At 53.8% G+C, this 22003-nt stretch carries 25 protein-coding genes; 8 read left to right on the top strand and 17 right to left on the bottom strand.

The annotated features are described in order from the left end of the window. Positions 1 to 118: 118 nt before the first annotated feature. Positions 119 to 772 carry an HAD family hydrolase gene (locus CVU60_09175; GenBank protein PKN41916.1) on the bottom strand — a complete coding sequence of 218 codons (654 nt, stop codon included), beginning with the start codon at positions 770 to 772 and terminating at the stop codon, positions 119 to 121. Between the two features lie 241 nt (positions 773 to 1013). On the opposite strand from CVU60_09175, the gene CVU60_09170 reads away from it, so the two are divergent. Further along, complete coding sequence (locus CVU60_09170; GenBank protein PKN41915.1) at positions 1014 to 1613, top strand: alkyl hydroperoxide reductase; 600 nt, start codon at positions 1014 to 1016, stop codon at positions 1611 to 1613. Positions 1614 to 1902: 289 nt separating this feature from the next. After that, the gene (locus CVU60_09165) at positions 1903 to 2997 is read left to right on the top strand and encodes a hypothetical protein (GenBank protein PKN41934.1); all 1095 of its coding nucleotides are present in this window, start codon (positions 1903 to 1905) and stop codon (positions 2995 to 2997) included. Here the strand turns inward: CVU60_09165 and CVU60_09160 are convergent, their stop codons facing one another. Continuing rightward, positions 2998 to 5043 carry a hypothetical protein gene (locus CVU60_09160; protein ID PKN41914.1) on the bottom strand — a complete coding sequence of 682 codons (2046 nt, stop codon included), beginning with the start codon at positions 5041 to 5043 and terminating at the stop codon, positions 2998 to 3000. It lies immediately after the preceding gene. A gap of 249 nt (positions 5044 to 5292) precedes the next feature. On the opposite strand from CVU60_09160, the gene CVU60_09155 reads away from it, so the two are divergent. After that, a complete protein-coding gene (locus CVU60_09155) occupies positions 5293 to 6108 on the top strand; it encodes a 4Fe-4S ferredoxin (GenBank protein PKN41913.1) in 816 nt (271 codons plus the stop codon). Between the two features lie 255 nt (positions 6109 to 6363). On the opposite strand, the gene CVU60_09150 is transcribed toward CVU60_09155, so the two are convergent. The 14 genes from CVU60_09150 to CVU60_09085 form a co-directional block, all read right to left on the bottom strand. Continuing rightward, positions 6364 to 7077, bottom strand: coding sequence for an outer membrane protein assembly factor BamD (locus tag CVU60_09150; protein ID PKN41912.1), 714 nt, complete (start codon positions 7075 to 7077; stop codon positions 6364 to 6366). A gap of 160 nt (positions 7078 to 7237) precedes the next feature. Next, the gene (trxA, locus tag CVU60_09145) at positions 7238 to 7558 is read right to left on the bottom strand and encodes a thioredoxin (GenBank protein PKN41911.1); all 321 of its coding nucleotides are present in this window, start codon (positions 7556 to 7558) and stop codon (positions 7238 to 7240) included. 3 nt (positions 7559 to 7561) lie between these two features. Further along, positions 7562 to 8632 carry a tRNA (adenosine(37)-N6)-threonylcarbamoyltransferase complex transferase subunit TsaD gene (locus CVU60_09140; GenBank protein PKN41933.1) on the bottom strand — a complete coding sequence of 357 codons (1071 nt, stop codon included), beginning with the start codon at positions 8630 to 8632 and terminating at the stop codon, positions 7562 to 7564. 41 nt (positions 8633 to 8673) lie between these two features. Next, positions 8674 to 9690 (bottom strand): class 1 fructose-bisphosphatase, encoded by a 1017-nt coding sequence (locus CVU60_09135; protein PKN41910.1) that lies wholly within the window; start codon positions 9688 to 9690, stop codon positions 8674 to 8676. A 5-nt stretch (positions 9691 to 9695) separates the two neighbouring features. Next, entirely contained in the window at positions 9696 to 10388 is a 693-nt protein-coding gene (locus CVU60_09130) for a hypothetical protein (protein PKN41909.1), read from the bottom strand. Between the two features lie 130 nt (positions 10389 to 10518). Beyond that, positions 10519 to 11271: a hypothetical protein gene (locus CVU60_09125; GenBank protein ID PKN41908.1), complete on the bottom strand. Its 753-nt coding sequence runs from the start codon at positions 11269 to 11271 to the stop codon at positions 10519 to 10521. Position 11272: 1 nt separating this feature from the next. Then, the gene (locus CVU60_09120) at positions 11273 to 11554 is read right to left on the bottom strand and encodes a hypothetical protein (protein ID PKN41907.1); all 282 of its coding nucleotides are present in this window, start codon (positions 11552 to 11554) and stop codon (positions 11273 to 11275) included. A gap of 3 nt (positions 11555 to 11557) precedes the next feature. After that, positions 11558 to 12142 (bottom strand): hypothetical protein, encoded by a 585-nt coding sequence (locus tag CVU60_09115; GenBank protein ID PKN41906.1) that lies wholly within the window; start codon positions 12140 to 12142, stop codon positions 11558 to 11560. Positions 12143 to 12151: 9 nt separating this feature from the next. Beyond that, complete coding sequence (locus CVU60_09110) at positions 12152 to 13327, bottom strand: twitching motility protein (GenBank protein PKN41905.1); 1176 nt, start codon at positions 13325 to 13327, stop codon at positions 12152 to 12154. A gap of 1 nt (position 13328) precedes the next feature. Beyond that, a complete protein-coding gene (locus CVU60_09105) occupies positions 13329 to 14411 on the bottom strand; it encodes a type IV pili twitching motility protein PilT (GenBank protein ID PKN41904.1) in 1083 nt (360 codons plus the stop codon). Positions 14412 to 14546: 135 nt separating this feature from the next. Then, positions 14547 to 15086: a CDP-diacylglycerol--glycerol-3-phosphate 3-phosphatidyltransferase gene (gene pgsA / locus CVU60_09100; GenBank protein ID PKN41903.1), complete on the bottom strand. Its 540-nt coding sequence runs from the start codon at positions 15084 to 15086 to the stop codon at positions 14547 to 14549. Between the two features lie 6 nt (positions 15087 to 15092). After that, positions 15093 to 15605 (bottom strand): lytic murein transglycosylase, encoded by a 513-nt coding sequence (locus CVU60_09095; protein PKN41932.1) that lies wholly within the window; start codon positions 15603 to 15605, stop codon positions 15093 to 15095. A gap of 112 nt (positions 15606 to 15717) precedes the next feature. Next, positions 15718 to 16626: an ATP-binding protein gene (locus CVU60_09090; GenBank protein ID PKN41902.1), complete on the bottom strand. Its 909-nt coding sequence runs from the start codon at positions 16624 to 16626 to the stop codon at positions 15718 to 15720. Between the two features lie 122 nt (positions 16627 to 16748). After that, positions 16749 to 17420, bottom strand: a complete 672-nt coding sequence (locus CVU60_09085) for a protein-L-isoaspartate O-methyltransferase (protein PKN41901.1) — start codon at positions 17418 to 17420, stop codon at positions 16749 to 16751. 151 nt (positions 17421 to 17571) lie between these two features. On the opposite strand from CVU60_09085, the gene CVU60_09080 reads away from it, so the two are divergent. Further along, the gene (locus tag CVU60_09080; protein PKN41931.1) at positions 17572 to 18003 is read left to right on the top strand and encodes a hypothetical protein; all 432 of its coding nucleotides are present in this window, start codon (positions 17572 to 17574) and stop codon (positions 18001 to 18003) included. Between the two features lie 164 nt (positions 18004 to 18167). Here CVU60_09080 and mgtE read toward each other — a convergent pair whose 3' ends face one another. Then, positions 18168 to 19502 carry a magnesium transporter gene (gene mgtE / locus CVU60_09075; protein ID PKN41900.1) on the bottom strand — a complete coding sequence of 445 codons (1335 nt, stop codon included), beginning with the start codon at positions 19500 to 19502 and terminating at the stop codon, positions 18168 to 18170. A 125-nt stretch (positions 19503 to 19627) separates the two neighbouring features. Here mgtE and bioB point away from each other — a divergent pair, with 125 nt between their 5' ends. From bioB to CVU60_09055, 4 genes are read left to right on the top strand one after another with little or no spacing between them, the layout of a single operon-like run. Beyond that, entirely contained in the window at positions 19628 to 20596 is a 969-nt protein-coding gene (gene bioB, locus CVU60_09070) for a biotin synthase BioB (protein ID PKN41899.1), read from the top strand. After that, entirely contained in the window at positions 20587 to 20895 is a 309-nt protein-coding gene (locus CVU60_09065) for a hypothetical protein (protein PKN41898.1), read from the top strand. Before bioB ends, CVU60_09065 begins: the two co-directional genes overlap by 10 nt. Further along, entirely contained in the window at positions 20892 to 21626 is a 735-nt protein-coding gene (locus CVU60_09060) for a short-chain dehydrogenase (protein PKN41897.1), read from the top strand. The genes CVU60_09065 and CVU60_09060 overlap by 4 nt, the downstream gene beginning before the upstream one ends. After that, on the top strand, positions 21623 to 22003 hold the full coding sequence (locus tag CVU60_09055; protein ID PKN41896.1) for an acyl carrier protein: 381 nt from the start codon (positions 21623 to 21625) through the stop codon (positions 22001 to 22003). Before CVU60_09060 ends, CVU60_09055 begins: the two co-directional genes overlap by 4 nt.

Raw genomic sequence — 22003 nt, 5'->3', positions numbered from 1 at the left:
ATGTCCTACAGGGCGGTGGGGAGAAGCAGGGTGACGGACGTCTGGCAGCGCTTCATGGGCTGGTGACGGCTCCTTTTCGCCCTGCAAAAAATCAGGTCCTGCCCGGAGTAGGTCCATTCTAGTCAAGCAGAGGCATCAGTTCCATGGGATGGCGCAAGATAACCGCCGCCCCGGCATCAAGCAGCTCCCTTTCGGGCCTGAATCCCCAGAGCACGCCAACCGGGTGCATCCCGGCGTTGACGGCCGTGAACATGTCCACGTCCGTGTCCCCAAGATACAGGATCTCCTCCGGCCGCACGCCCAGATGGCTGATGACCTGTCTTGGTCCGGCCGGATCGGGTTTCACCGCGACACCAGGCATCTGTCCCAGGGTCAGCGCGAAATCCCAGCGCGCAAGGAACTCACGCATGCAGAGCTCGGCGAAGGCCTGAGGTTTGTTGGTCAGCACGGCCATGGGAACCTTTCTGGCCGCAAGCGCATCCAGCAGCTCGCGCACCCCCTCATAGAGACAGGTCTTGCTCCTCCAACCGGCTTCGTATTCACGCAGAAAGGATTGCAGGCACCGCGTTCGCAGATTTTCATCCTGCCGGTCTGCAGGCAGTGCGCGGGCTACGAGACGGCTTGCCCCGCTGCCTACGAAATTCCGGTAGGCGTCCACGGGGTGAGTCGTAAAACCCTGATCCGCGAGCACCCGGTTCATGGCGTCCGCCAGATCCGCCAGAGTGTCGAGCAGGGTTCCGTCCATATCAAAAACGACAGCTTTGTATTTCATGATGACGTCCTTATCCAGCCTGAGAATGACTGGAGCTTGAAAATGCAGTCCACACCAAAGGAAAGCCGGGATTCCGGATTGGAGCGTTTCCCTTTCCAGCTTTGATGGTGCAGCGGCACAAGGTGGTTGCGAAAACTAAGTTAGACAAGTTAAATTTTATTGACAGTAATCGCAAACAGGAATAGTTACTATTTATTACAAACATATGTCATCATGAACAATTATTAATACGGAGCAAGAAATGAGCGTACTCGTAACAAGACAGGCACCGAATTTCACCGCACCTTCCGTCACTCCGGGAGGCAACATCAAAGACTTCACCCTCTCCTCGTTGCGCGGAAAGTATGTCGTGCTTTTTTTCTGGCCTCTTGATTTCACCTTTGTCTGCCCCACCGAAATCATCGCCCACGATCGTCGCCTCAAGGATTTTCGCGACCGGGGCGTTGAAGTGGTCGGCATTTCCATCGACTCCCAGTTCACCCACTTTGCATGGCGCTCCACCCCCGTTGACCAGGGCGGAATCGGTCCGGTGGGATTCCACATGGTCGCGGACGTAAAGCACGAGATCACCCAGGCCTACGGCATCGAACATCCTGAAGCCGGCGTAGCCCTGCGTGCCTCTTTCCTGATCGACCGTGACGGCGTTGTGCAGCATCAGGTTGTGAACAACCTTCCGCTTGGACGCAACGTGGATGAAATGCTGCGACTCATCGACGCCCTGCAGTTCACCGAAAAGCACGGTGAAGTCTGCCCTGCCGGTTGGAAAAAAGGCGACCTCGGCATGAAGCCAGACGCCGTCGGCGTGGCCGACTATCTCTCCAAAAACGTGGAAAACCTTTAGACGCACAATGGTCGTGAAAAGGCCGCTTGGGACATTCGCGCCCAAGCGGCCTTTTTTTGCTTGCAAGCGGATTTTTCGTTATGAGCGATCGGTATCTCCGTACGAATGTTTCATGAACCTAGGGTAGGTATCTTTCCAAATCATGCGCCCATACTTAAAGTATAGCATGAGATTTTGCATTTTCCCGGTATCAAGCGCCGGTTGCTTCAAATGTCTTCAGCTCAAAGGAGGTCAGATGAAAATCAGCGCTCCCGCAACCACAAGAGGTTTCATCCTCATCGCCTTTGCCATGATAGTGCTCGTGGCGACTCTCATTTCGGCCCAGGCTGAAGAGTTTTCATCCAAACACCACCGTTTTCGCGTCACGGCTGTGGCCGGAGGACTGGAACATCCGTGGAGCCTGGCCTTCCTTCCTGACGGCGATATGCTGATCAGCGAACGTCCGGGAAGGCTGCGCATCGTCCGGGAGGGAGTCCTTCTGCCCACACCCGTTCAAGGCTTGCCCCGGATTCGGGTTCGGGGCCAGGGAGGCCTGCTTGACCTTCTCCCGCATCCCGAATTTGCGGAAAATCACATGCTCTATTTCAGTTATTCGGCAGACCTTGACGGCGAGGCGACCACGCACGTGGCCCGGGGAAGGCTTGAAGACGACATGCTCAAGGACGTTGAAGTGCTCTTTCGGGCAGAGCCCGCCTCATCGGGCAGAGTGCACTTCGGGTCCCGGCTGATCTTTGACGATCAGGAGTATCTCTACATCAGCGTCGGTGACCGCGGGCAGATGCAGCGCGCGCAAAAGCTGGATGATCACGCCGGAAAAATCATCCGCCTCCATGAAGACGGGCGTGTCCCCGAGGACAACCCCTTTGTGGGCAGATTCGATGCCTGGTCGGAAATATTCAGCTACGGGCATCGCAATCCCCAAGGCATGACCGTGCATCCGCGAACCGGAGAGATCTGGACACACGAGCACGGCCCCAGGGGCGGGGACGAGATCAACATTCTGCGTCCCGGCGTAAATTACGGCTGGCCGGTCGTGACACTGGGCATCGACTACACCGGCTTCACCATCGGGGATGGCCGGAGGCACATGCCCGGCATGGCTGACCCGCTGCATCACTGGACCCCATCCATCGCGCCTTCGGGCATGACCTTCTACACGGCCGACGCATTTCCCGGATGGAAGGGAGACCTCTTTGTCGGCGCCCTCTCCCACCGCCATCTCGCGCGACTGAAACTGGCCGGAGAGGTTGTGGTGGAGGAAGAGCGCCTGCTCGAAGACCTGAGGCTTCGCATCCGTGACGTGCGCCAGGGGCCGGACGGCAACCTGTGGCTGCTCACGGATCACGATCCCGGCCAGTTGCTGCGCCTGGAACCTGCGGATTGATCAGAACCTGAACCGCCCGACCAGCTTCTCCAGATGCGAGGACAGATCGGCCAGTCCACCGGCGCTTTGCAGCACCATCCTGCTCTCGTCCTGCATGGTGTTGGAGGATTCCAGAACCCCTTCGATCTCTTGGCTGATCTCCCGTGTCATCACGGAACTCGAGGTGACGTTGGTATTGATTTCGGCGATGCCCCGTGCTGCCTGATTCACGTTTTCGGAGATGTCCCTGGTCATGACGGTTTGTTCCTCCATGGCCTCGGAGATGGAAATGACGATGTCGTTCATCTCTTCGATGACGGAAATGATCTCCGCGATTTCGCTGGCGGTGACGGTGCTCACCTTCTGAATGGCTGCGACCTTGCGACGGATATTGTCCGTGGCGGCTGCGGTTTGCTGGGAAAGTTCCTTTATTTCTCCGGCGACCACGGCAAAACCGCGTCCGGCTGCACCGGCCCTGCCAGCCTCGATGGTGGCATTCAAGGCCAGAAGGTTGGTCTGGGAGGAGATGGCCGCGATGGTCGCCGTCACGGAGCCTATCTCATTGGCGGCCTTGCTTAGCTGGCCCATGTGACGGGTGGTTTCCGCAGCCTTGACCACGGCGTCCGAGGTCGTGCGTTTGGCCAGCTCGGCGCTCTGGGCCACGCCCTGAATGGTTGCCGCCAACTCGGCAGTGGATGCGGCCACGCTGCCGACGTTGACCGTGGTCTGTTCCATGGCTGCGGACACGGAGTGCATGTTATCGCTGACAGACATGGCCGAGCAGTGCACGGACTCGGCCCGCCGAGCAGTTCCCGCCGAATTATCGGCCAGGCAGTTTGACAGGGCTCCAAGCTCTGAAGATGCGCCGGAAAGCGAACCGGTTGCGGCAACGATCTCTGCCAGCATCTCCCTGCTCTTGGCGACCATGGAGTTCAGGGAATCCGCCAGATGCCCTATCTCGTCCCGAGCCGGATAGACGATGGTCGTCGTGTAGTTGCCGGCGGCCACCTCGTCGGCAAGTATGGCCATGCGCCGCACCGGGGACAGCAGGGCGCGCCCGGCGATACAGATCAGGATCACGGACAGGGCCAGAGGCAGAATCAGACTGATCAGGGAATTTTTGATCAGCCTTTCATTGACCCCCGCCATGAGATCTTCTGTGGCGACCCAGGTCGCAAAAGTCAGGTTCCAGGGCTCGAAGGTCTGCAGGGCGACTTCCAGATGACGCCCGTCCTCCATGACGAAGGCGGCATGTCCGTTATCAGCTTCGGCCTTGCGAATGCCCTCGGCCACACCACCGTCCCCGGATACGATTATGATGTCACGTCCTTGAGCGTCAAAAACCAAGGTCCCACCGTGTCCGTCGACACGGACATTGCGCACAAAATCGGCAAAGGCGTCGCTTACCAACGGATGCGTTATTTCCAGAGCTCCGATGACCTTGCCTTCATTCAAATCGGTGAAGGGAACATAGGCTGCCATGCGCCACGATCCACCCAACCAGACCATCCCTTCCCAGTTCTGGTTGGAAATGATTGCCTTTTGAACCGGGGAATCTCCATCGATGAAGGAACCCTTTCCCCAATGCGGCACCGGTAAGTCCAGGGAAGTGGAAATGCGCACCAGCCTGTCATCGTGGACCTGCAGCACCGAAGCAACCCCGCCGGTGAGCTGGGCAACCTTGTGCATCACGGAATCATCCTCATGCAGATAGACTGCCCCGTGTTTGATGGCGGGGATGATCGTCTTTTGCGACTCCCCGCCTTCCTGATTTACAAGATCAAGTTCGGCATCCATAAGCACTTCGGGAACAGGAAAACCGCTCAATTCGAACTGGGTTTTCATGATATCACGATCTATGATAATCTTTTTCTGCATGAGAGCATGCTGCAAGGCTACTGATTCAGCCAAGGTGGCAGAGATGCTGAAAAGACCCTCGCGCCCTTGACGCAACACGTCGTTTCTCGTCATGTAAATCTGGGACAGGGACAGACATAATACCGTCACAAGAACAATGGCGATGGTCACAACCGAAATTTTGATCTGGAATCCGAGATTTTTTCCCATTAATTTTTACACCTTGAATGCGGTATTAAATGTATCGGATAATATTTAAACTTGTCTGACAAAGCCTTAGACGCTTTGTGTGTTGAAAATGTTAAAATTCAACGTCGGGCTGGTGACAGATTTGTGACCAACCTGCCTGCAGCCCGGAATCACTAGAAAAAATGCGAAATTTGGGTGAAATGCATGAATGGCGGCTCGTGCATATCGGTCAGACCAACAGTTCTCCAATTTCAACAGGAGCAGCAAGACATGTACAGATTTGGTGCACAGTGCATCGTGTTCTCCCCCACGGGCACGACCAGGCAGGTTCTTGAGTCAATAACATTGGGCCTTGCGCCTGAATTCCGGTCGCAACTGGAGTTGACGCACCCTGTCCTGAAACAGGTGCCTGGCGAATATCAAGGTGAAGATGCCGGGGTGGCGCTTATCGGCATGCCCGTCCATGCAGGACGGATTCCCGCTTTGGCCGTGACGAGACTTCGCGCTTCAGTGCGTGGAAATGGACGCAAGGCGGTACTTGTCGTTGTCTACGGCAACAGGGCCTATGATGATGCCCTGCTGGAACTTCGTGATCTGGCAATGGAATTGGGGTTTGTGCCTTTCGCGGCAGCGGCCTTCGTGGGGGAGCATTCCTTTTCCACGTCGGATTTTGCCGTGGCTCAAGGGCGTCCTGATAAAATGGACCTGGATAAGGCCTTGGAGTTTGGAGAAAGCGTACGGAAGAAAATGATCGAAGTCAGGGAAGACTGGGGCAACGAGCGACTGCTGCATGTGCCGGGAAATTTTCCATATCGCGAAGGAGTTCAACCTGCTTTGATCTCGCCCGAGACCGACGCGCTTAAATGCGTTCTTTGCGGTGATTGCGTCGAACCCTGCCCCACCAGCGCCATCAGTCTGAAAGGCGACACCGTCGACACCGACAAGATGTCATGCCTGCGCTGCTGCGCGTGCATCCGTGCCTGTCCGTCAGGGGCCAGAGTCATGCTTCATCCGAAAATTCTGGAGTTTGGGCGCACCTTGCATGAAAAATTTGCCATCCGCCGCGAACCCGAGCTGTTTGTTTGAAAATGTCACTGCAGCACCCTGATCACTTGGAATAAGGGGGGCTGGCCATTTTGCCCATCTTCATGATGGGTTTCACGCGGACCCTGACATGGCCCATCTTGGTAAGAATGCCGCCAGACCTTTGGCGGCTTTTTTACGTTGACTCATCGATAAATGGTTCGGGCAGGAATAAATGCCTGACTGTCTGAAATGGGGACAAAAAAAAGGGGCGTCAAAGACGCCCCGAATTAATTCAAAACAAAGATTGTACCCGAATCAAAGCCAATCGAAATATTGTTTGAGCTTGCTCGGATGACGCTTGGTGTCGTTGTCTTGTTCTTGCGCATAGTAATACGCCACTTTGGCCTTTGATTTGGCCATCTGCACGATTTCATCCAGTTCAGGGAAATTGTCTACAATATACACATAGCGCGTCCATGCCGCGTTGTATGAGCCTGATTTGAAATAAAAATCTGCAACAAACATTTCATGTTCAGCCATCAGCGTTCTGCATTTGACGATGTATTCAAGAGCCTGTTCACGATAAACGCTCTCGGGGTATCCGCTCACGAGCCTCCTGAAAGATTCGACAGCTTCAGCAAGTTGCGTATGCGGCAAGTCGATGGACCGATGTGAATTGTATTTGTTCACACCGATCTGAAAAAGAACGTAATCAATTGATTCGTGACGAGGATGCATGTTCAGGAATTCTTCATACGCATCGACGGCATCCAGATACTGCGCATCAAGAGTATACGCATCGCCAAGCATGAGTCTGGCTTCCGTGGCATAAGGGCTGAACGGATATCTGTCATTGAGTTTGGTCAAGGAATCAATGGCTTCAGTGTATTCCTTGTCTTGCATGAAAGCACGAGCATTTTCATAAAGTTCCTGGGCGGTGTCCTCGGGTGGAGTCAAAAAATAATAGTCTATGGCTCCGCACCCATTTAAAAGGAGGACAAAAGAAAAAAGAATCAAATAGTTGCGCATTACAATTACCTGGCTCACGGTAAATGGAAGTGATGGGGCGAGTTTGAAAGGCATCTTGCTTTTGATCGGCAAAACGCGCTCAACTCAATACAAAAAAGTAAGGGTGACCACTACGCTGTCGCAGCCACCCTCGTCAGACAATCTCAAGGATCAACAACAATTAGAGAGCCTTGTCACTGAGCATCTGCTTCAGGCTGGCCTTGGAGACTGCGCCGGTGACCTGCTCCACGACTTCTCCGTTCTTGAAAAGGATCAAGGTCGGAATGGCACGAATTCCGTATTTGCTCGGAGTGCCGGGGTTTTCGTCGACATTCATCTTGAGTATCTTGACCTTACCCTCGAATTCCTGGGTCAATTCTTCAATCACGGGAGCAATGGCCCTGCACGGTCCGCACCACGGTGCCCAAAAATCCACCAATACAGGAAGATCACCTTTCAAAACTTCCGCATCAAATCCGGCATCGTTCACTTGTGCAGCCATTATTCACTCCTTGAAGAAAGGGTTTACAATAAAATCATTGGGAACAATCTTTCCCCGTGGGACGGCCTCAAAATCCAGGGAACTCATGAGACCCTTTTTCGCCCACTGAACTCCTGCGTACGCTATCATAGCCGCATTATCACCACAATAGTTTTGCGAAGGAGCTAAAAATTTGAGCCCCCCGGTGTTGGCAAATGCTGAAAATTTATGCCGAAGATGACTATTGGCGGCGACTCCACCAGCAAGGCACAACGTTCTGAGTTCATGGCAACGCGCCACGGCCCGGCGGGTTTTTTCGAGCAGGGTCTCGACGATAGTTTCGTTCACCGTGGCGCAAAGATCCTTAATCTCCTGTGGAATGAGCTCCACGTCAAAGGCGGCGTAGTCGATTGCGGCAAAGGATTGCTTGTGCACATATTGGGCAACTGCGGTTTTTAATCCGCTGAAGCTGAAATCACAATTGTCGTTCTGCAGGTAAGGTTTGGAAAAAAGACGCGGATCCGCCGTGCCGTGCCCGGCCAAAATGTCTATGTACTTTCCACCCGGATAGGGAAGATTCAAAAGTTTTGCAATCTTGTCAAACGCCTCCCCAGCTGCGTCATCGAGAGTCTTTCCGAGCAGGTTGAATTCGCAGGGAGCGGGCATTTCATAGATATGCGTATGCCCCCCTGAAACGAGGACTCCAAGCGCAGGGTACTCGATGGCATCGGTGAAATCGCAGGCCAGCAGATGCGCATGGAGGTGATTAACCCCGATGATTGGAATACCGAGCGACAAGGACAAAGACTTGGCGTAGGAGATGCCAACCAAGAGGGCGCCCAGCAGTCCAGGACCGCGTGTGACCGCGACGAGGTCGATACCCTGTCCCGCAGATCGATCTACACTTTGCAAAACCGAGGAAACGAGCCCGTCCAGCAGGCGCAGGTGCTCACGCGACGCCAGCTCCGGCACGACTCCGCCAAAAACCGAATGCATTGGTATCTGCGTGTGTACAAGATCGGTGATGAGGTGTCCGTCCTGCCAAAGCGCAACGGAAGTCTCGTCACAGGAGGTTTCGATACCAAGACAAATCATCTGCACACGTCGTTGAAAGATGCTGGGGACAAAGGGAATTCCTAGCTTTTGGCAGCTTCTGCATAGAACTTGAGCGCAACCTCAACGTCTTCCTTGGATCCAATGAACAAGGGCACGCGCTGATGCAGCTCCTCTGGCTCGATGTCGAGGATGCGGCGAATTCCGTCAGTTGCAAGTCCGCCGGCCTGCTCGGCGATCATGGCCATGGGGGCTGCCTCACACATGAGACGCAACTTGCCTGAAGGTTTGCGCAGATCGCGCGAATCGGCGGGATACATGAAAATTCCGCCGTAAATCAGATTGCGGTGAAAGTCGGAAACCAGAGAACCTATATAGCGCGAGCTGTACGGACGTCCAGTAGCGCTATCGTTTGATTTGAAATAATTGACGATATTTTTGGTGGGCTCATCCCAATAGGAAAAATACCCTTCGTTGACGGAGTAGATTTTTCCCCGTTCCGGTATTTTTATGTCCGGATGAGAAAGAAGAAACTCACCTACGCTGGGATCGAGGGTGAACCCGTGAACGCCACTTCCGGCGGTATAAACCATCATAGTGGAGGACCCATAGATGATATATCCGGCAGCGACCTGCATCGAACCTTTCTGCAGCAGATCTCCGATGCTGACGGCCTGCTGATCGAAAGACGTGCGGCGATAAATGCTGAAGATGGTCCCGATGCTGACATTGGCATCTATGTTGGCCGAACCGTCGAGGGGATCAAAGATAAGAATGTAGTCGCCCACGGGGTATTGGCGGGGAATCGGGATAAAATCCGCGTTTTCCTCCGAAACCATGGCGCAAAGCACCCCCGCTCTCTCCATTCTGCGAATGATGACGCGGTTGGCAAAGTCATCCAGCTTCTGGACGATCTCACCTTGGACGTTCACTTCCCCGGTAACACCCAGAACATCCAGAAGCCCTGCCTTGGAGACTTCGCGATCGATGATTTTCGCGGAAAGGATCAGTTCGGTCAGCAACCTGGTGAAACGACCGGAAGCCATGGGTCTTTCTTTTTGACGCAGGAGCAAATGCTCAACAACTGTTACTTGGCGCATGCGTATTACTCTTGATTCAGATGTAAATATACAAGATTGTCAGAGCCCATGCTTCTGATCCAATACCACTCTTTGTCATTGACTTCCAGGCTTCCTGAATACTTGGATACGTTTCTCAAGTTCAAGCATGCTTCAGAAAGGTTCTCAATGGCAGGTCCACAAATCTGGTCATCAATGGCGATTACAGTTCGATTATCAGGTATTTCAGCAGCGAGAGCACTCATCTCAACTTCAACAACGGTCGTTTTGTATTGCCCGTCTGGTGTCGAGAGCACATGAATAAAAAATTGTCGATTGTTTTCAAACACAAAAATTCTGCTTCTGTCAGGTGTAAAATCAGTTAATATCTTACGAATTGCCGGATCAAAACCAAGTGTGTCATCACCTGTTACAAAAAGCTGGTCCTGATCAAAAACTGCGATATTTTTTATCCAAGGCTGGATTGACTTCTGATTTTCAATCATTTCATCATCCGCACGAGAATCCAAAAGATCGAGCTGATTTGCAAGTCGCACAATCTTACTGTCAACAGTATAGTAATCATCTAGAAATTCTGCTGGTATATCAGCAGAAATTGTTTCTTCATAATCAATACTTGCTACTGGATTAACATAATCATTGTAGTATTGCTGCGTTACCCGAACAGGCTTGCATGCCACAAGCAAAAGCAAAGCAAAGATTGGAATAATAAATTTCATAGAGTCTCTCGGGATCGATTGGAATTGATAAGAAAGAGCCGTAAAATTGAAAACCATGCGCGAAATGAAATGTTATAAGGACCTATAGTTGCACCGAAAAAGAATCAAGAGGGATTTTTGCCGTGAATATTCAATCGGCATTCATTTCTTGCGGATTGACTTTTTGCTCCAGGCGATCGGCCAGAGTATTGAGCACGAAAAAGAGCTTGTTGTTTTTTTCAACCGCCGGATCGGGCATACTGCCTAATTCCTTGTGTGCATTGGCACGGAGGGCGCTCAACTCGTTTCGCTCCACCTCGTTGATAACACCTTCCAGCAGATCGTCGTAAATTTTTATTGCCTGTGCGAATTCACCCTGAGCTACCAGGAGTTTGGCCATGGTTTTCGTCTTGATTCCGGAATTGAGGCAGATCTGGGCAACTTCTTCAGCATCAAGATCCTGCTCCGGTTCGACATTTGGAGAGTCGGATGAGATCAGTTCAGTGTAATGGCCAATGCCGTAGGTAAGGAGCTTGAGAAGATCGACATCTTCACCCCGCGCGTTTCGCTCCACCAGAAAAGAAGCCAGGGCCAGGTCGGAGCGCTGGGACTTGGCATAGTGTGCACGCAGACTCACCCAGAACTTTTCATAGGAGAGCAGTTTGGAGAAAACGGAGCACGCCTTGTTTTCAGCGGCCGAGGTATCGCCGACTTCGCTCAAGAGCTCGATCAAGTACAGCTGAGCTTCAAGATAGTCGGGATGATGCTCTATTCCTCTTTGTACGATTTCGATGGCTCGTTGTGTGTGGCCTTGCTTGCGATACAGTCGCGCCAGAGGAAAAAAAATCTTTGAGCCCGAGTCATGTTCAAGAAGTTCGTCGAAAAGGTGTAGTGTATCGTTCATATTATTTCAGGATATACATCAGTTCATTGTCAGCTACGTAAAAAAGTTCTCGCTTGATCAACCTGTTTACATATTGGTCGTTCTTCTTGAGAATACGAATCTCAGAACTGATTTGTCTATTTCGAAAATCGATATCGTTAATTTTCTCTTGCACACTCTCGATTTTAATTTTCAAATCCTTGTAAACGGGCATCCCGCTATCTTCATCAAATATCTTAAAAACGAGAAAGATATTTATGATACATAACAGAAAAAGAAAAATTTGATTTTTACCATGAATCATGGATCATCCTTTAATGTGCAATCTTTGTGCTGCGACAGTCCATGGTTCGCTATAGCTCTTGTATTCACCTATGGCAAGATCAAGAATATTCTCAATTCTTTCAATGTCCTTAGCGCCGACAACAGCGTTGACGCCTCTGAAAAATGCCTCATTGGCATGCAGACTCTTGCAATCGGTTTCTACAAGAATGATGTTTACATCCCTGCGGCGCAATCCGTTCCACTTTCTTACAATACCAAGAAGCGCTTTGGCCTCTTCCGACTCTTCAAGAATCAGGATGTTGTAGTAATTGATGCGAACTTTATCCAATGCTTCGTGGATAAGTGTGGACGAGGAAATAAAAATGCCTCTTGATTTCAAGAAAAGGCCTATTCTCTCCGAAAGTGTCCTGTTCTTGACAAACAAAAAAGCTACAGTTGCATCATGCGGAAAATGTTCAGGAGCAACGATTTTTTCGCTCTCGCTTTCCTGATCCACAACGATCGGTTCTCGACATTTGGGACAATTGAGTTTGAACTTTTTGGTTTCAGGAATACGGTCGTCCGGTATCACAAAACTGGATTTGCAATGAGTGCAGGTGATGTCCATTCTAACCTCTCAAAAAAAGGAGCTCTTGCGATCATATTCATGATCAAGTTCGAGACCTTCAATGTCCGTAACCTTCTCTCCACGGGCGGTCTTGATCTTGTCGACCATCTGGGCCAGGCGCGATTTGTCCGATCCGTAAAGCATGGCGATATCTTCGGAAATGATGTTCTCGTAAAACTGATTGGCTATGTATTTGTCGAAAGTGATCATACCGTAGGCATCACCGGATTCAACGATGTTGTAGAAGGATTTGTCTTCGCTCTCACCGTTGTAAATGACTTCCTTGATACGCAAGTTCGACTTCAAGACTTCAAACGCAGGCACGCGCCCTCCACCCAAACGTGGCATCAATCTTTGCGAAACGACATATTTGAGGCTCTCCGCCAGACGTGATCTGATCAATCGTTCTTCGGCAAGCTCAAACATGCCGATGATGCGGTTGATCGTCTGGCCGGTGTCACTGGTGTGCAGCGTGCCGAGCACGAGATGACCGGTTTCCGCGGCTTCCAGAGCAATGGTGATCGTCTCGCGATCGCGGATTTCACCCACCAGGATAACTTTTGGGGCCTGGCGCAATGCCGCGCGCAGTCCCGATGAGAAAGAGTCGAAATCGAGGCCCAGTTCGCGCTGGTTCACGGTCCCGAGCTTGTGCTCGTGGACATATTCGATGGGGTCCTCAAGGGTGACGATATGCTTGCGGTGCATCTGGTTGATGTTGTCGATGAGGGCGGCAAGAGAGGTGGTTTTTCCTGTGCCGGTGGCACCCGTAACCAGGATCAGACCGAACTTCTCCTTGGACATTTCGTAAAAGACATCCGGCAGGGCGAGGTCCTTGATCGTGGGCACGATGGAGGTCAGCTTGCGCATCACTATGGCCAGCGAGCCCTTCTGCCCAAGGACGTTGACCCTGAAACGGCAGCGCCCGGGAAGTTCGTAGGAGAGATCGCAGGAACCTGTCCGCAGTTGGTCTTCGTAAAGTCTGATATTGCGGCCCATGAGACACATGGCCACGGCCTCAACCTGAACCGGCAGGAGCGGCCCGGGGTTTGGTTCTATCCTGGCGTTGACGAGTTCGCCGTGAACTTCCGCCTGCACATGCTTGTTCACGGTGAACAGGATGTCTGAGGTATCAGGTGCAAAATCGAGAACCTGATGTAATATATGGTCAAGATGCGCTCTTTGCATACTACACCTCGGTGAAATCTTGGGGCGGTGTGGTCAGGAATTCCCTGAACTTCGATTTCGTGGCCGCCTTGTTGTAGGCCTGCTCGGCGTCAATGACACCGGCGGTCAGAAGCTTCATGATGGCATCGTCGATGCTCTGCATGCCGAATTTTCGGCCGGTCTCGATAACGGAATTGATCTGAAAGATCTTGTTTTCGCGGATCAGGTTGCGCACGGCAGGAGTGGCGATGAGGACCTCAATGCCTGCCACGCGCCCGGGCTGGTCGATGCGCTTGAAAAGATTCTGCGCGATGATGGCCCGCAGGGAGTCGGCGAGGCCGGAACGGATCTGCCCCTGCAAATCGCCAGGAAAGACCTCGATGATGCGGTCAATGGTTTTCGAGGCGGAGATGGTGTGCAGGGTCGCGAAAACCAGATGGCCTGTCTCGGCCGCTTCCAGAGCCAGCTGAATGGTTTCCAAGTCTCGCATTTCGCCGACCAGAATGATATCCGGATCCTCACGCAAGGCCCCGCGCAACGCCGCGCTGAAGGACAGGGTGTCCCGGCCGACTTCGCGCTGGTTGATCAGGCAGTTCTGAGGTTCATGCACGAATTCGATGGGGTCTTCGATGGTCAGGATGTGATCCTTGCGGATCTTGTTCACATAATCGACAATGGCTGCCAGAGTGGTCGACTTACCGCTGCCTGTCGGCCCGGTCACCAGCACCAGGCCTTTGGGCAACATGGCCAGGTTCTTGAGGATATTTGGCAGACCGAGTTCCTCGATGGTGAGAATCTTTTGCGGGATTTCCCGAAAAACAGCTCCTATCCCGCGTTTTTGCATGAAGAAATTGGCGCGGTATCGAGCCAGATGGGTGACTTCGTAGGAGAAATCGACGTCTCCGCATTCTTCGAATGTCTTGATCTTGTTTTCTGGAGTTATTTCGTAAAGCATTTTCTTGAGTTCTTCGTGCTCAAGAAATTTGTACTTGATACGCTGCATTTCTCCATGCAGGCGGATGATCGGTTGCGAACCCGATGAGAGATGAAGATCCGAGGCCCCAAGCTCATGCATCATCTTAAAAAAAGCATCTATTTGAGCCATTTATGCCGTCCTCCAAAGGAACTGTCCGCAAAATCGGAAATTGTTGACAGGCAAGCAGATTCGTGTCGCACCCTTTAAGTTCAAATAAGTTCGGATGATGCATACACTAAAATTCAGAGAAACAAAATGCAAAGTTCAGTCACCCCAAATCCGATAAAAGCCGTAAAGGTAATTCCATCCCGAGTACAAAGTGAGCACTACCGCCACAAGCAGTAACAAAAAACCCAATGCCGCAGTGTCGATACCAAAAAACGGGTAGTGATAAATAAGAGGAACCAGCGCGACGCTCTGCATGATCGTCTTCATCTTCCCATATTTGTCGGCTGCGATAACCTGCCCCTTGTCCGCAGCGATGGCTCGAAGTCCTGTGACAAGCAATTCGCGGATGATGACAATGATCGCGATCCATGCCGGAACCCAATTCAACTCGACCAGCATGATCAGGACCGATGCGATGAGTATCTTGTCTGCCAGGGGATCGAGAAACTTTCCGAAATTGGTGACCTGATTGTATTTTCTTGCCCAAAAGCCGTCAGCAAGATCCGTAAGGATCGCGACAAGAAAAAAGATCGTCGCCAGCAGACAGGTTGTCGGCGTGGGAAAATACAGCAAGGCGATAATAAAGGGCACCGCCATTATTCGAAAAACCGTAAGTGCGTTTGGTACGTTCATCATTTTGTTTTATTCATAATTTTGAAGTCGCGCCCAAACTTTTTCTACATAGTTTTGAGTTTCGGCGTATGGAGGAATTCCTCCATATTTTTTTACTGCATTAGGCCCAGCGTTATATGCAGCAACCGCAAGACGCCTGTCCGGAAACGTGTCCAAAAGATATTTCAGATAGCGGATACCCGCATCGATATTTTCAGAGGGGTCGAAAGGATCTTCAAGGTCAAGATCCCGTCCGGTTTCAGGCATGATCTGCATCAGCCCCTGCGCTCCGGCAGTCGAAACTGCGGCGGCATTGAATCCGGATTCGACATCGATAACCGCCATCACAAGTTTTTTGTCAACTCCATATTTGGAGCATAAACCTGAAACTATGGTATTTACTTCTTCAACGCTTCTGTGATCACGTTTGAATGCAACGATTGCATTCCGGATGTAGTTGATCGTTTTTTGAAACTTGTATGGTTTGTATTTTCTTGAGTTTGGAATGTCAGTTATGCAAAGACTTCCATCTTCCTTGACCATATAGTAGATTCCTTTGGCTTGGGCGCTCTGCCCAGCCAGAAGAAAAAACTGCACGGCGAGAAGAAAAGAAAATACAAAAACACGCTTCATTACGTTCGCACCACCTTCTTACCTAAACATGACTGCTCGACACCGCCTCCAGACTGTTTTCAGCAGCGGCGATGACGCGCTCCGCCATCTCGAGCAGGGCCGTCTTGGCCGGACAATCGACATCGAGCATGACCACGGGCTTGCCCAGATCTCCGGCGATCACGGTAACCGGATCCAGCGGAATCGAGCCGAGAAACGGGAGCGAGTACTTCCTGGCCAGCTCCTCTCCTCCGCCTTTCTTGAACAGATCGATCTTCTGCGCGCAATGCGGACAGATCAGACCGCTCATGTTTTCAACGACGCCGAGAATGTTCGCCTTTACGTACTGCAGAAAGTTAATCGATTTCCGCACGTCTGCCAAAGAAATTTCTTGAGGCGTCGTGATCACGATGCTCAGGGCGTCGGGGACTGTCTTGAGCACGGCCATCGGCTCGTCGCCCGTGCCTGGAGGAGAGTCGATGACCAGGAAATCAAGCTCGCCCCAGTCCACATCGGACACGAACTGCCGGATGGCCGAGGTCTTCATGGGCCCTTTCCAGAGCACGGCCTGATCCGGATCCTTGAGCAGGGACTCCATGGACACGACCGCCAGATTGTCGCTGTAACGCTTGGGCTGGATGCCCTTTTGCGGATCGATGTCCAGTAGACCCGTCAGGCCAAGCAGATGCGGGACGCTGGGCCCGTGAATGTCGACATCCAGAAGCCCGACCTTGTAGCCCTTGAGGGCCAGGGCGGCGGCCAGATTGGTGGATACGGAACTCTTGCCCACTCCGCCTTTGCCGCTCATGACAAAAAGCTTGTATTTGATCTTGGACAGGGTGCCGGCGATGACCCTGTCCTGACGTTCGAACTTGGTTTCCGGGCTGTCCTGGATCGTACCCAGGGTGTTCTTGCCGGAGCAGCTGGAACAGGATGAATTGGTTTCGGACATTTTTCCTCCAGGTATATGGGCCAGTTGCCACCGGTTGTGCCGGTTGCTGGGCCAAATAGTCTTTTAACTGTTGTTAAGCATTCCAGCACGTCAAACGCATAAGCTCTGGGCAACGCCGAGGCTCACCAGCCGTGCGATCCCACTAGGTCGACAAAAGCGACGGGGCCCTGGTCTTCCTGATGGATCCGCCCTTCCTTCTTGAAAATCCTGAGCAGCCGCTGGTCCCTTCTTGTCGCGCCCACGGGGATGAGCATGATTCCCGGATCCGTCAGCTGCTCCAGCAGAGGCGCGGGCACCTCGGGCCCTCCCGCCGTGACGATGATGCGATCAAAAGGGCCCTGCTCCGGCCAGCCAAGGGTTCCGTCGTCGAGCTTGACCCGCACATTGAAGTATTTCATCTGCAGAAGCCTGCTGCGGGCTGTCATGTAGAGCTGCTTGATCCGCTCGACGGTGAATACATCAGCCCCCATGGCCGCGAGTATGGCGGCCTGGTATCCGGAGCCGGTTCCTATTTCAAGGATGCGCATGCGCGGACGGACGACCAGAAGCGAGGTCATCAGGGCGACTATGTATGGCTGGGAAAGTGTCTGCCCAAGTCCGATGGGCACGGGATGGTCTCCGTAGGCCTGCATCTGCAGAGCTTCGTCGACGAAAAGATGACGGGGAACCTGACGCATCACGGAGAGCACGCGTTCGTCGGTGATCCCCCTGGCCTCGATCTGCTCTCGCACCATCCTTTCCCGATTGCGAAGAAATCCCTTCAACGTGAAGCTCTCCCGGTCTGCTCGATTCATTGGAAATCATTACCAGAAAGATGGTTGCAAACCAGATTTCACCACCCAAGTCAACACGGACGTCGTCGTGGACCGGCTTACGCCGCCTGCGCCAACCTTTTTCTTGCCCGCGCTGCTGGAATCGGAAAGAATGCTCAAAAAGGAGAATGCCATGTTCCAGGTAAAGAATATCATGACCAAGGACGTTTTCACCCTCAATCACAACGAAAGTCTGAGCGCGGCCAAGGATCTGATGGACCTGGCCCGCATCCGCCACATCCCCATTGTCGACAATCAGGGAAAATTCGCAGGTCTGTTGACGCATCGCGACATCCTGGCCGCGACCATCTCCGAGTTGGCCGGTATCGACCGCCAGACCCAGGATGAAATCGAGTCCGGAATTCCCATTCGCGAAATCATGCAGACCGACGTGGTCACCGTCACCGCCGACCTGTCTTTGAAGGAGGCCGCCAAATTATTGCTGGAGGAGAAGTACGGATGCCTGCCCGTGATCTGCGACGAAAAGCTGTGCGGGATCATCACCGAGGCAGACTTCCTGCGGCTGACCATTGATCTGATGGATGCCGTGGAGCCGGAAGACTAGCAGGCCGCCCCAAAACGCAGATCTGCTGAGTCAACGAAAAAAGCCAGCTCGCTTGTGTCTGTGCATGACTGCGCGTACTGGCTTTTCCCGCTTCCTTGCATCTCATCGAATGTTTAAGCGGCCTGTATATTTTGTCTTTTCATCTGCCAGCCAGATTGCGTCTTCTAGAAAAGAAAGGTGGCAGCCAGTCCCAGAAAGGTGAAAAAACCGATACTGTCCGTCAGAGTCGTCAGGAAGATGCTTGAAGCCTGGGCCGGGTCGCGTCCGATTTCTTTGAGCACCAGCGGAATGGACGCTCCGGCCACGGCGCCGATGAGCATGTCGAGACCCAAGGCCAGGGCCATGACCACGGCCAGGCCGAGATTGTGGGTCCAGACGAAAAGGCCGATAAAAACCAGTGAGCCGACGATGAACCCGTTGGCCGTTCCGATCTTGGCTTCACGCAACACCGCCACCCAGCTTTTCCTGCGGTTGAACCGCTCCATGGCCAACTGCCTGATCATGACCGCCAGGGCCTGCTGACCAGTATTTCCGGCCTGATTGGCGACGATGGGCATGAGCGCGGCCAGGATGGCCATCTGTGCGATGGTGCCTTCGAACAGATGCACGACGAAGGCGGACACGGCGGAGTTGAGCACATTGAGGATCAGCCAGGGCAGACGCATGCGCAGGGAATAGGTCCAGGGCGAATCCACAGTTTCGTCCCGACCCGCGCCGACCATGGACTGCATGTCCTCGCTGGCTTCCTCCTGGATGATATCGATGACGTCATCGACTGTGACCATGCCCAGAAGGCGCTGTTCGTGGTCAACGACGGGAAGAGCCAGAAAATTGTAGCGGCTGATGAGCCGGGCGACCTCTTCCTTGTCCACGTCGAAGGATACGTAAATCAGGTTCTGCTCGTGCAGCAGTTCCTTCAGTAGGGTCCGGCCCGGGCTCAGGAGAAGATCCCGCAGGGACAGCACGCCCCGGAGATGCCTGAACTCGTCAACGATGTAGGCATAGTAGGGAATCTCGGTTTCCTCTACCCGGTCGCGGATCAGATTGATGGCCTGCTGCGCGTTCATGGAGTGATCCAGGGCCAGAATCTCGGTGTTCATGACGCCGCCGGCGGAATCCGGATCGAACTGCAGCAGGTCCGAGATTTCCTCGGCGTCCTCGCGTTCCAGCTTCTTGAAAATGCGGGCGCGGACGGAGACGTCGAGATCTTCGAGAATATCGGCCGCGTCATCCGGGGACATGGCCTCCAGAATGGCGGCGGCGAAATCCGGCGAAAGCTGGGTCATGAGCGCATTGCGATCGTGACGCTCCATTTCGGTGATGGACTCCGAAGCGTCCTCCACGTCCATTTCCTGAATGTATTCAAGCTGCTCTGCCAAAGACAGATTTTCCAGCTCATCGGCGGTATCGGCCGGATGCTGGCTGTCCAGGGAAGTGGCCAACCACTGCACGGAGGAGTGGTCCATGGGCGTGGGATCGGAATTTTTCTTTGCATTCATGACTGCTGCTGGGTAGCCTAATCAGGTTGCGAGGTCAAAAGGGTCTTCATATTGACGCTGAAAAAACACAGTGGAATTTGACAACGCCCTGACCTCACGACTAATGCCCCTCTCACAGGAAAACCATGCTGCATCCACTGATTACACGTCTTTTTGGCCAGATCCTCGACGGCACGCCCCTGACCGAAGAGCAGGGACTTCTCCTGGCCGAGCTTGAAAGCGGACACACCACCGAACTCCTGTTCGCGGCAAACGCCATCACACGCGCCATGGGACACCGTCCCTTTACCTGCTCCATTACCAACGCCAAATCCGGGACCTGTTCCCAGGATTGCAGGTTCTGCGCTCAAAGCGGGCACTACGATACGGGCAGCCCCACCCATCCGCTACTCCCCCTGAAGGAACTGGTCGATCGCGGGCTGGCCATGCACAAGGCCGGAGCCAGCTGCTATTCGCTGGTCACCAGCGGGCTGATGCTCTCCTGCGATGAAATCGGACGCATCGTCGAATGCATCGAAATCCTGAAATCCGGTACCGATCTTCAGCTCAGCGCCTCCCTCGGACTTTTGAACCGGGACTATGCGCGCCGCCTGACGCAGGCCGGACTGGTCCGCTACCATCACAATCTGGAAACGGCCCGTTCCCATTTCCCGTCCATCTGCACGACCCACTCCTACGACGAGGATATCGCCACCATCCGCCTGGCCAAAGAGCACGGACTCAAGATCTGCTCTGGCGGCATCCTCGGCCTTGGCGAATCATGGGCGCAGCGCGTCGAACTGGCGGCCACTCTGGCCGAGCTGGACGTCGATACGGTGCCGCTCAATTTTCTGTCCCCCATCTCGGGCACGCCCCTTCAGAACAGCCCGCTCCTGTCCGTGCACGATGCCCTGAAATCCGTGGCCCTTTTCCGCTTCATGCTTCCGAAGGCAAGCATCACCATCGCCGGAGGCCGGGAACGTGTTCTGGGCGACTATCAGTCCTGGCTGCCTCTGGCCGGAGCCAACGGCATGATGATCGGCAACTATCTGACCACCAAAGGGCGCGATCTGGACGCAGACTTGAAAATGCTGGAGCAGGGCAAATGGATCTGAGTCTCGTCTCGCGCGATCCCCTGCAGCTGTCGATTCGCTTTGATCAGGCCGACGCCTGTTTCAACGAACATTTTCCCGGCAATCCCGTGGTGCCCGGTTCGCTCATCACGGGCCTTTGCCTGCAGGCCATTTCAAATGTTCTCGGGCGCCAGGGTCCTTTTTGCATCCGCCGCTTCTCCTTTTCACGCTTCGCCTCCCCCGGACCCTACGCGCTGGGAATCGAGGACGAGGGGGGCGCGTATCTGTGCACCCTGCGTCGCGACGACACGATTTTCGCCCAAGGCAGGATCACGACATGAAGCTCAACTTTCGCGGCAACACCGTCCTTGTCCTTGGCGGCGGCTGCTCCATCGGCCTGGCTCTGACCGCCCTGCTGCTTGAAGAGGGCCTCTCCGTCATCCCGACACACGCCTCGGAAGGTGGAAAAGCCGCCATATACAGCAAGTTCCCGCAACTGGCCGGCAAGAGCCCATGGCTGGACCTAAGCGACAAGGCAAGCCAGGCCGGGCTTTCCCCCCTGCTCGAAACCGGGGTGGACTATCTGGTCGATCTTGCCCATGCAGACCACGAAGTGCTCCTGGCTGCGGCAGGTGAAGCCGACATGGACGCATATTTTCAGGCCGGCGTAGCCAACCGCCTGTTCCTGCTCAAGGCGGTGACACGGTCCATGCTGGCGCGCGGTTTCGGCAGGCTGGTGCATCTTTCCTCCACCGCCGCCGCCATGCCCGCCCCCGGCCAGGGATTTTACTGCGCGGCAAAAAGATCGGCCGAAGGACTTTATCAAAGCCTCGCTCTGGAACTTGCTCCGCGCGGCATATCGAGCGTCAGCCTGCGCCTTGGCCTCGTCGATGCCGGGCGCGGGGAACGCTTTCTGGACAAGGATAACAGGCGGCAGGACCTGACGCAAAAAATCGTGACCGTGGACCAGGCAGCCGGAACGCTTCTGTTCCTTCTTTCCGATCAGGCCATGGCCCTGACCTGCACAACCATCACCATGGACGCCGGACTGACGGCGCAAAAATACGCATGAACCCTTTCCCGACCATCTGTTTGATCCTGGCCGAAATCCTGGACCTGGACCCGGCCGACATCACCCTGGAGACCTACGTCATACGTACTCTGGGAGCCGAATCCATCGACCTGCTTGAGATCGGCGTGGCCATGCAGCACAAGCTGGGCATCGCCGTGGACGACGACCTGCTGTTTCTCAAAAACGTGCGCATCGTCCTCAACAAGGCTAAACGCGACAATGTGGATGCCCTGGCGGCACTCAAATCGGAATACCCCTACCTGCCCGAACCCCGCTTTCGGGAAATCCTGGACGACCTGTCCGCCGGGCCGGTGCTGCAGGTGCGCGATCTGGTCGCCTATGCCCTGGCCTTCCCGGCCGCCACGGCAGGAAGCTGA

The sequence above is a fragment of the Deltaproteobacteria bacterium HGW-Deltaproteobacteria-18 genome, assembly GCA_002841885.1.
GTDB lineage: Bacteria > Desulfobacterota > Desulfovibrionia > Desulfovibrionales > Desulfomicrobiaceae > Desulfomicrobium.
Note: the sequence above shows the minus strand (reverse complement) of the source record. Positions and strands in the feature narration are given on the sequence as shown.

Coding starts and splice junctions, on each gene's coding strand:
- CVU60_09175 (PKN41916.1), bottom strand. CDS start 772: ATGAAATACAAAGCTGTCGTTTTTGATATGGACGGAACCCTGCTCGAC.
- CVU60_09170 (PKN41915.1), top strand. CDS start 1,014: ATGAGCGTACTCGTAACAAGACAGGCACCGAATTTCACCGCACCTTCC.
- CVU60_09165 (PKN41934.1), top strand. CDS start 1,903: ATGATAGTGCTCGTGGCGACTCTCATTTCGGCCCAGGCTGAAGAGTTT.
- CVU60_09160 (PKN41914.1), bottom strand. CDS start 5,043: ATGGGAAAAAATCTCGGATTCCAGATCAAAATTTCGGTTGTGACCATC.
- CVU60_09155 (PKN41913.1), top strand. CDS start 5,293: ATGTACAGATTTGGTGCACAGTGCATCGTGTTCTCCCCCACGGGCACG.
- CVU60_09150 (PKN41912.1), bottom strand. CDS start 7,077: ATGCGCAACTATTTGATTCTTTTTTCTTTTGTCCTCCTTTTAAATGGG.
- trxA (PKN41911.1), bottom strand. CDS start 7,558: ATGGCTGCACAAGTGAACGATGCCGGATTTGATGCGGAAGTTTTGAAA.
- CVU60_09140 (PKN41933.1), bottom strand. CDS start 8,632: ATGATTTGTCTTGGTATCGAAACCTCCTGTGACGAGACTTCCGTTGCG.
- CVU60_09135 (PKN41910.1), bottom strand. CDS start 9,690: ATGCGCCAAGTAACAGTTGTTGAGCATTTGCTCCTGCGTCAAAAAGAA.
- CVU60_09130 (PKN41909.1), bottom strand. CDS start 10,388: ATGAAATTTATTATTCCAATCTTTGCTTTGCTTTTGCTTGTGGCATGC.
- CVU60_09125 (PKN41908.1), bottom strand. CDS start 11,271: ATGAACGATACACTACACCTTTTCGACGAACTTCTTGAACATGACTCG.
- CVU60_09120 (PKN41907.1), bottom strand. CDS start 11,554: ATGATTCATGGTAAAAATCAAATTTTTCTTTTTCTGTTATGTATCATA.
- CVU60_09115 (PKN41906.1), bottom strand. CDS start 12,142: ATGGACATCACCTGCACTCATTGCAAATCCAGTTTTGTGATACCGGAC.
- CVU60_09110 (PKN41905.1), bottom strand. CDS start 13,327: ATGCAAAGAGCGCATCTTGACCATATATTACATCAGGTTCTCGATTTT.
- CVU60_09105 (PKN41904.1), bottom strand. CDS start 14,411: ATGGCTCAAATAGATGCTTTTTTTAAGATGATGCATGAGCTTGGGGCC.
- pgsA (PKN41903.1), bottom strand. CDS start 15,086: ATGATGAACGTACCAAACGCACTTACGGTTTTTCGAATAATGGCGGTG.
- CVU60_09095 (PKN41932.1), bottom strand. CDS start 15,605: ATGGTCAAGGAAGATGGAAGTCTTTGCATAACTGACATTCCAAACTCA.
- CVU60_09090 (PKN41902.1), bottom strand. CDS start 16,626: ATGTCCGAAACCAATTCATCCTGTTCCAGCTGCTCCGGCAAGAACACC.
- CVU60_09085 (PKN41901.1), bottom strand. CDS start 17,420: ATGAATCGAGCAGACCGGGAGAGCTTCACGTTGAAGGGATTTCTTCGC.
- CVU60_09080 (PKN41931.1), top strand. CDS start 17,572: ATGTTCCAGGTAAAGAATATCATGACCAAGGACGTTTTCACCCTCAAT.
- mgtE (PKN41900.1), bottom strand. CDS start 19,502: ATGAATGCAAAGAAAAATTCCGATCCCACGCCCATGGACCACTCCTCC.
- bioB (PKN41899.1), top strand. CDS start 19,628: ATGCTGCATCCACTGATTACACGTCTTTTTGGCCAGATCCTCGACGGC.
- CVU60_09065 (PKN41898.1), top strand. CDS start 20,587: ATGGATCTGAGTCTCGTCTCGCGCGATCCCCTGCAGCTGTCGATTCGC.
- CVU60_09060 (PKN41897.1), top strand. CDS start 20,892: ATGAAGCTCAACTTTCGCGGCAACACCGTCCTTGTCCTTGGCGGCGGC.
- CVU60_09055 (PKN41896.1), top strand. CDS start 21,623: ATGAACCCTTTCCCGACCATCTGTTTGATCCTGGCCGAAATCCTGGAC.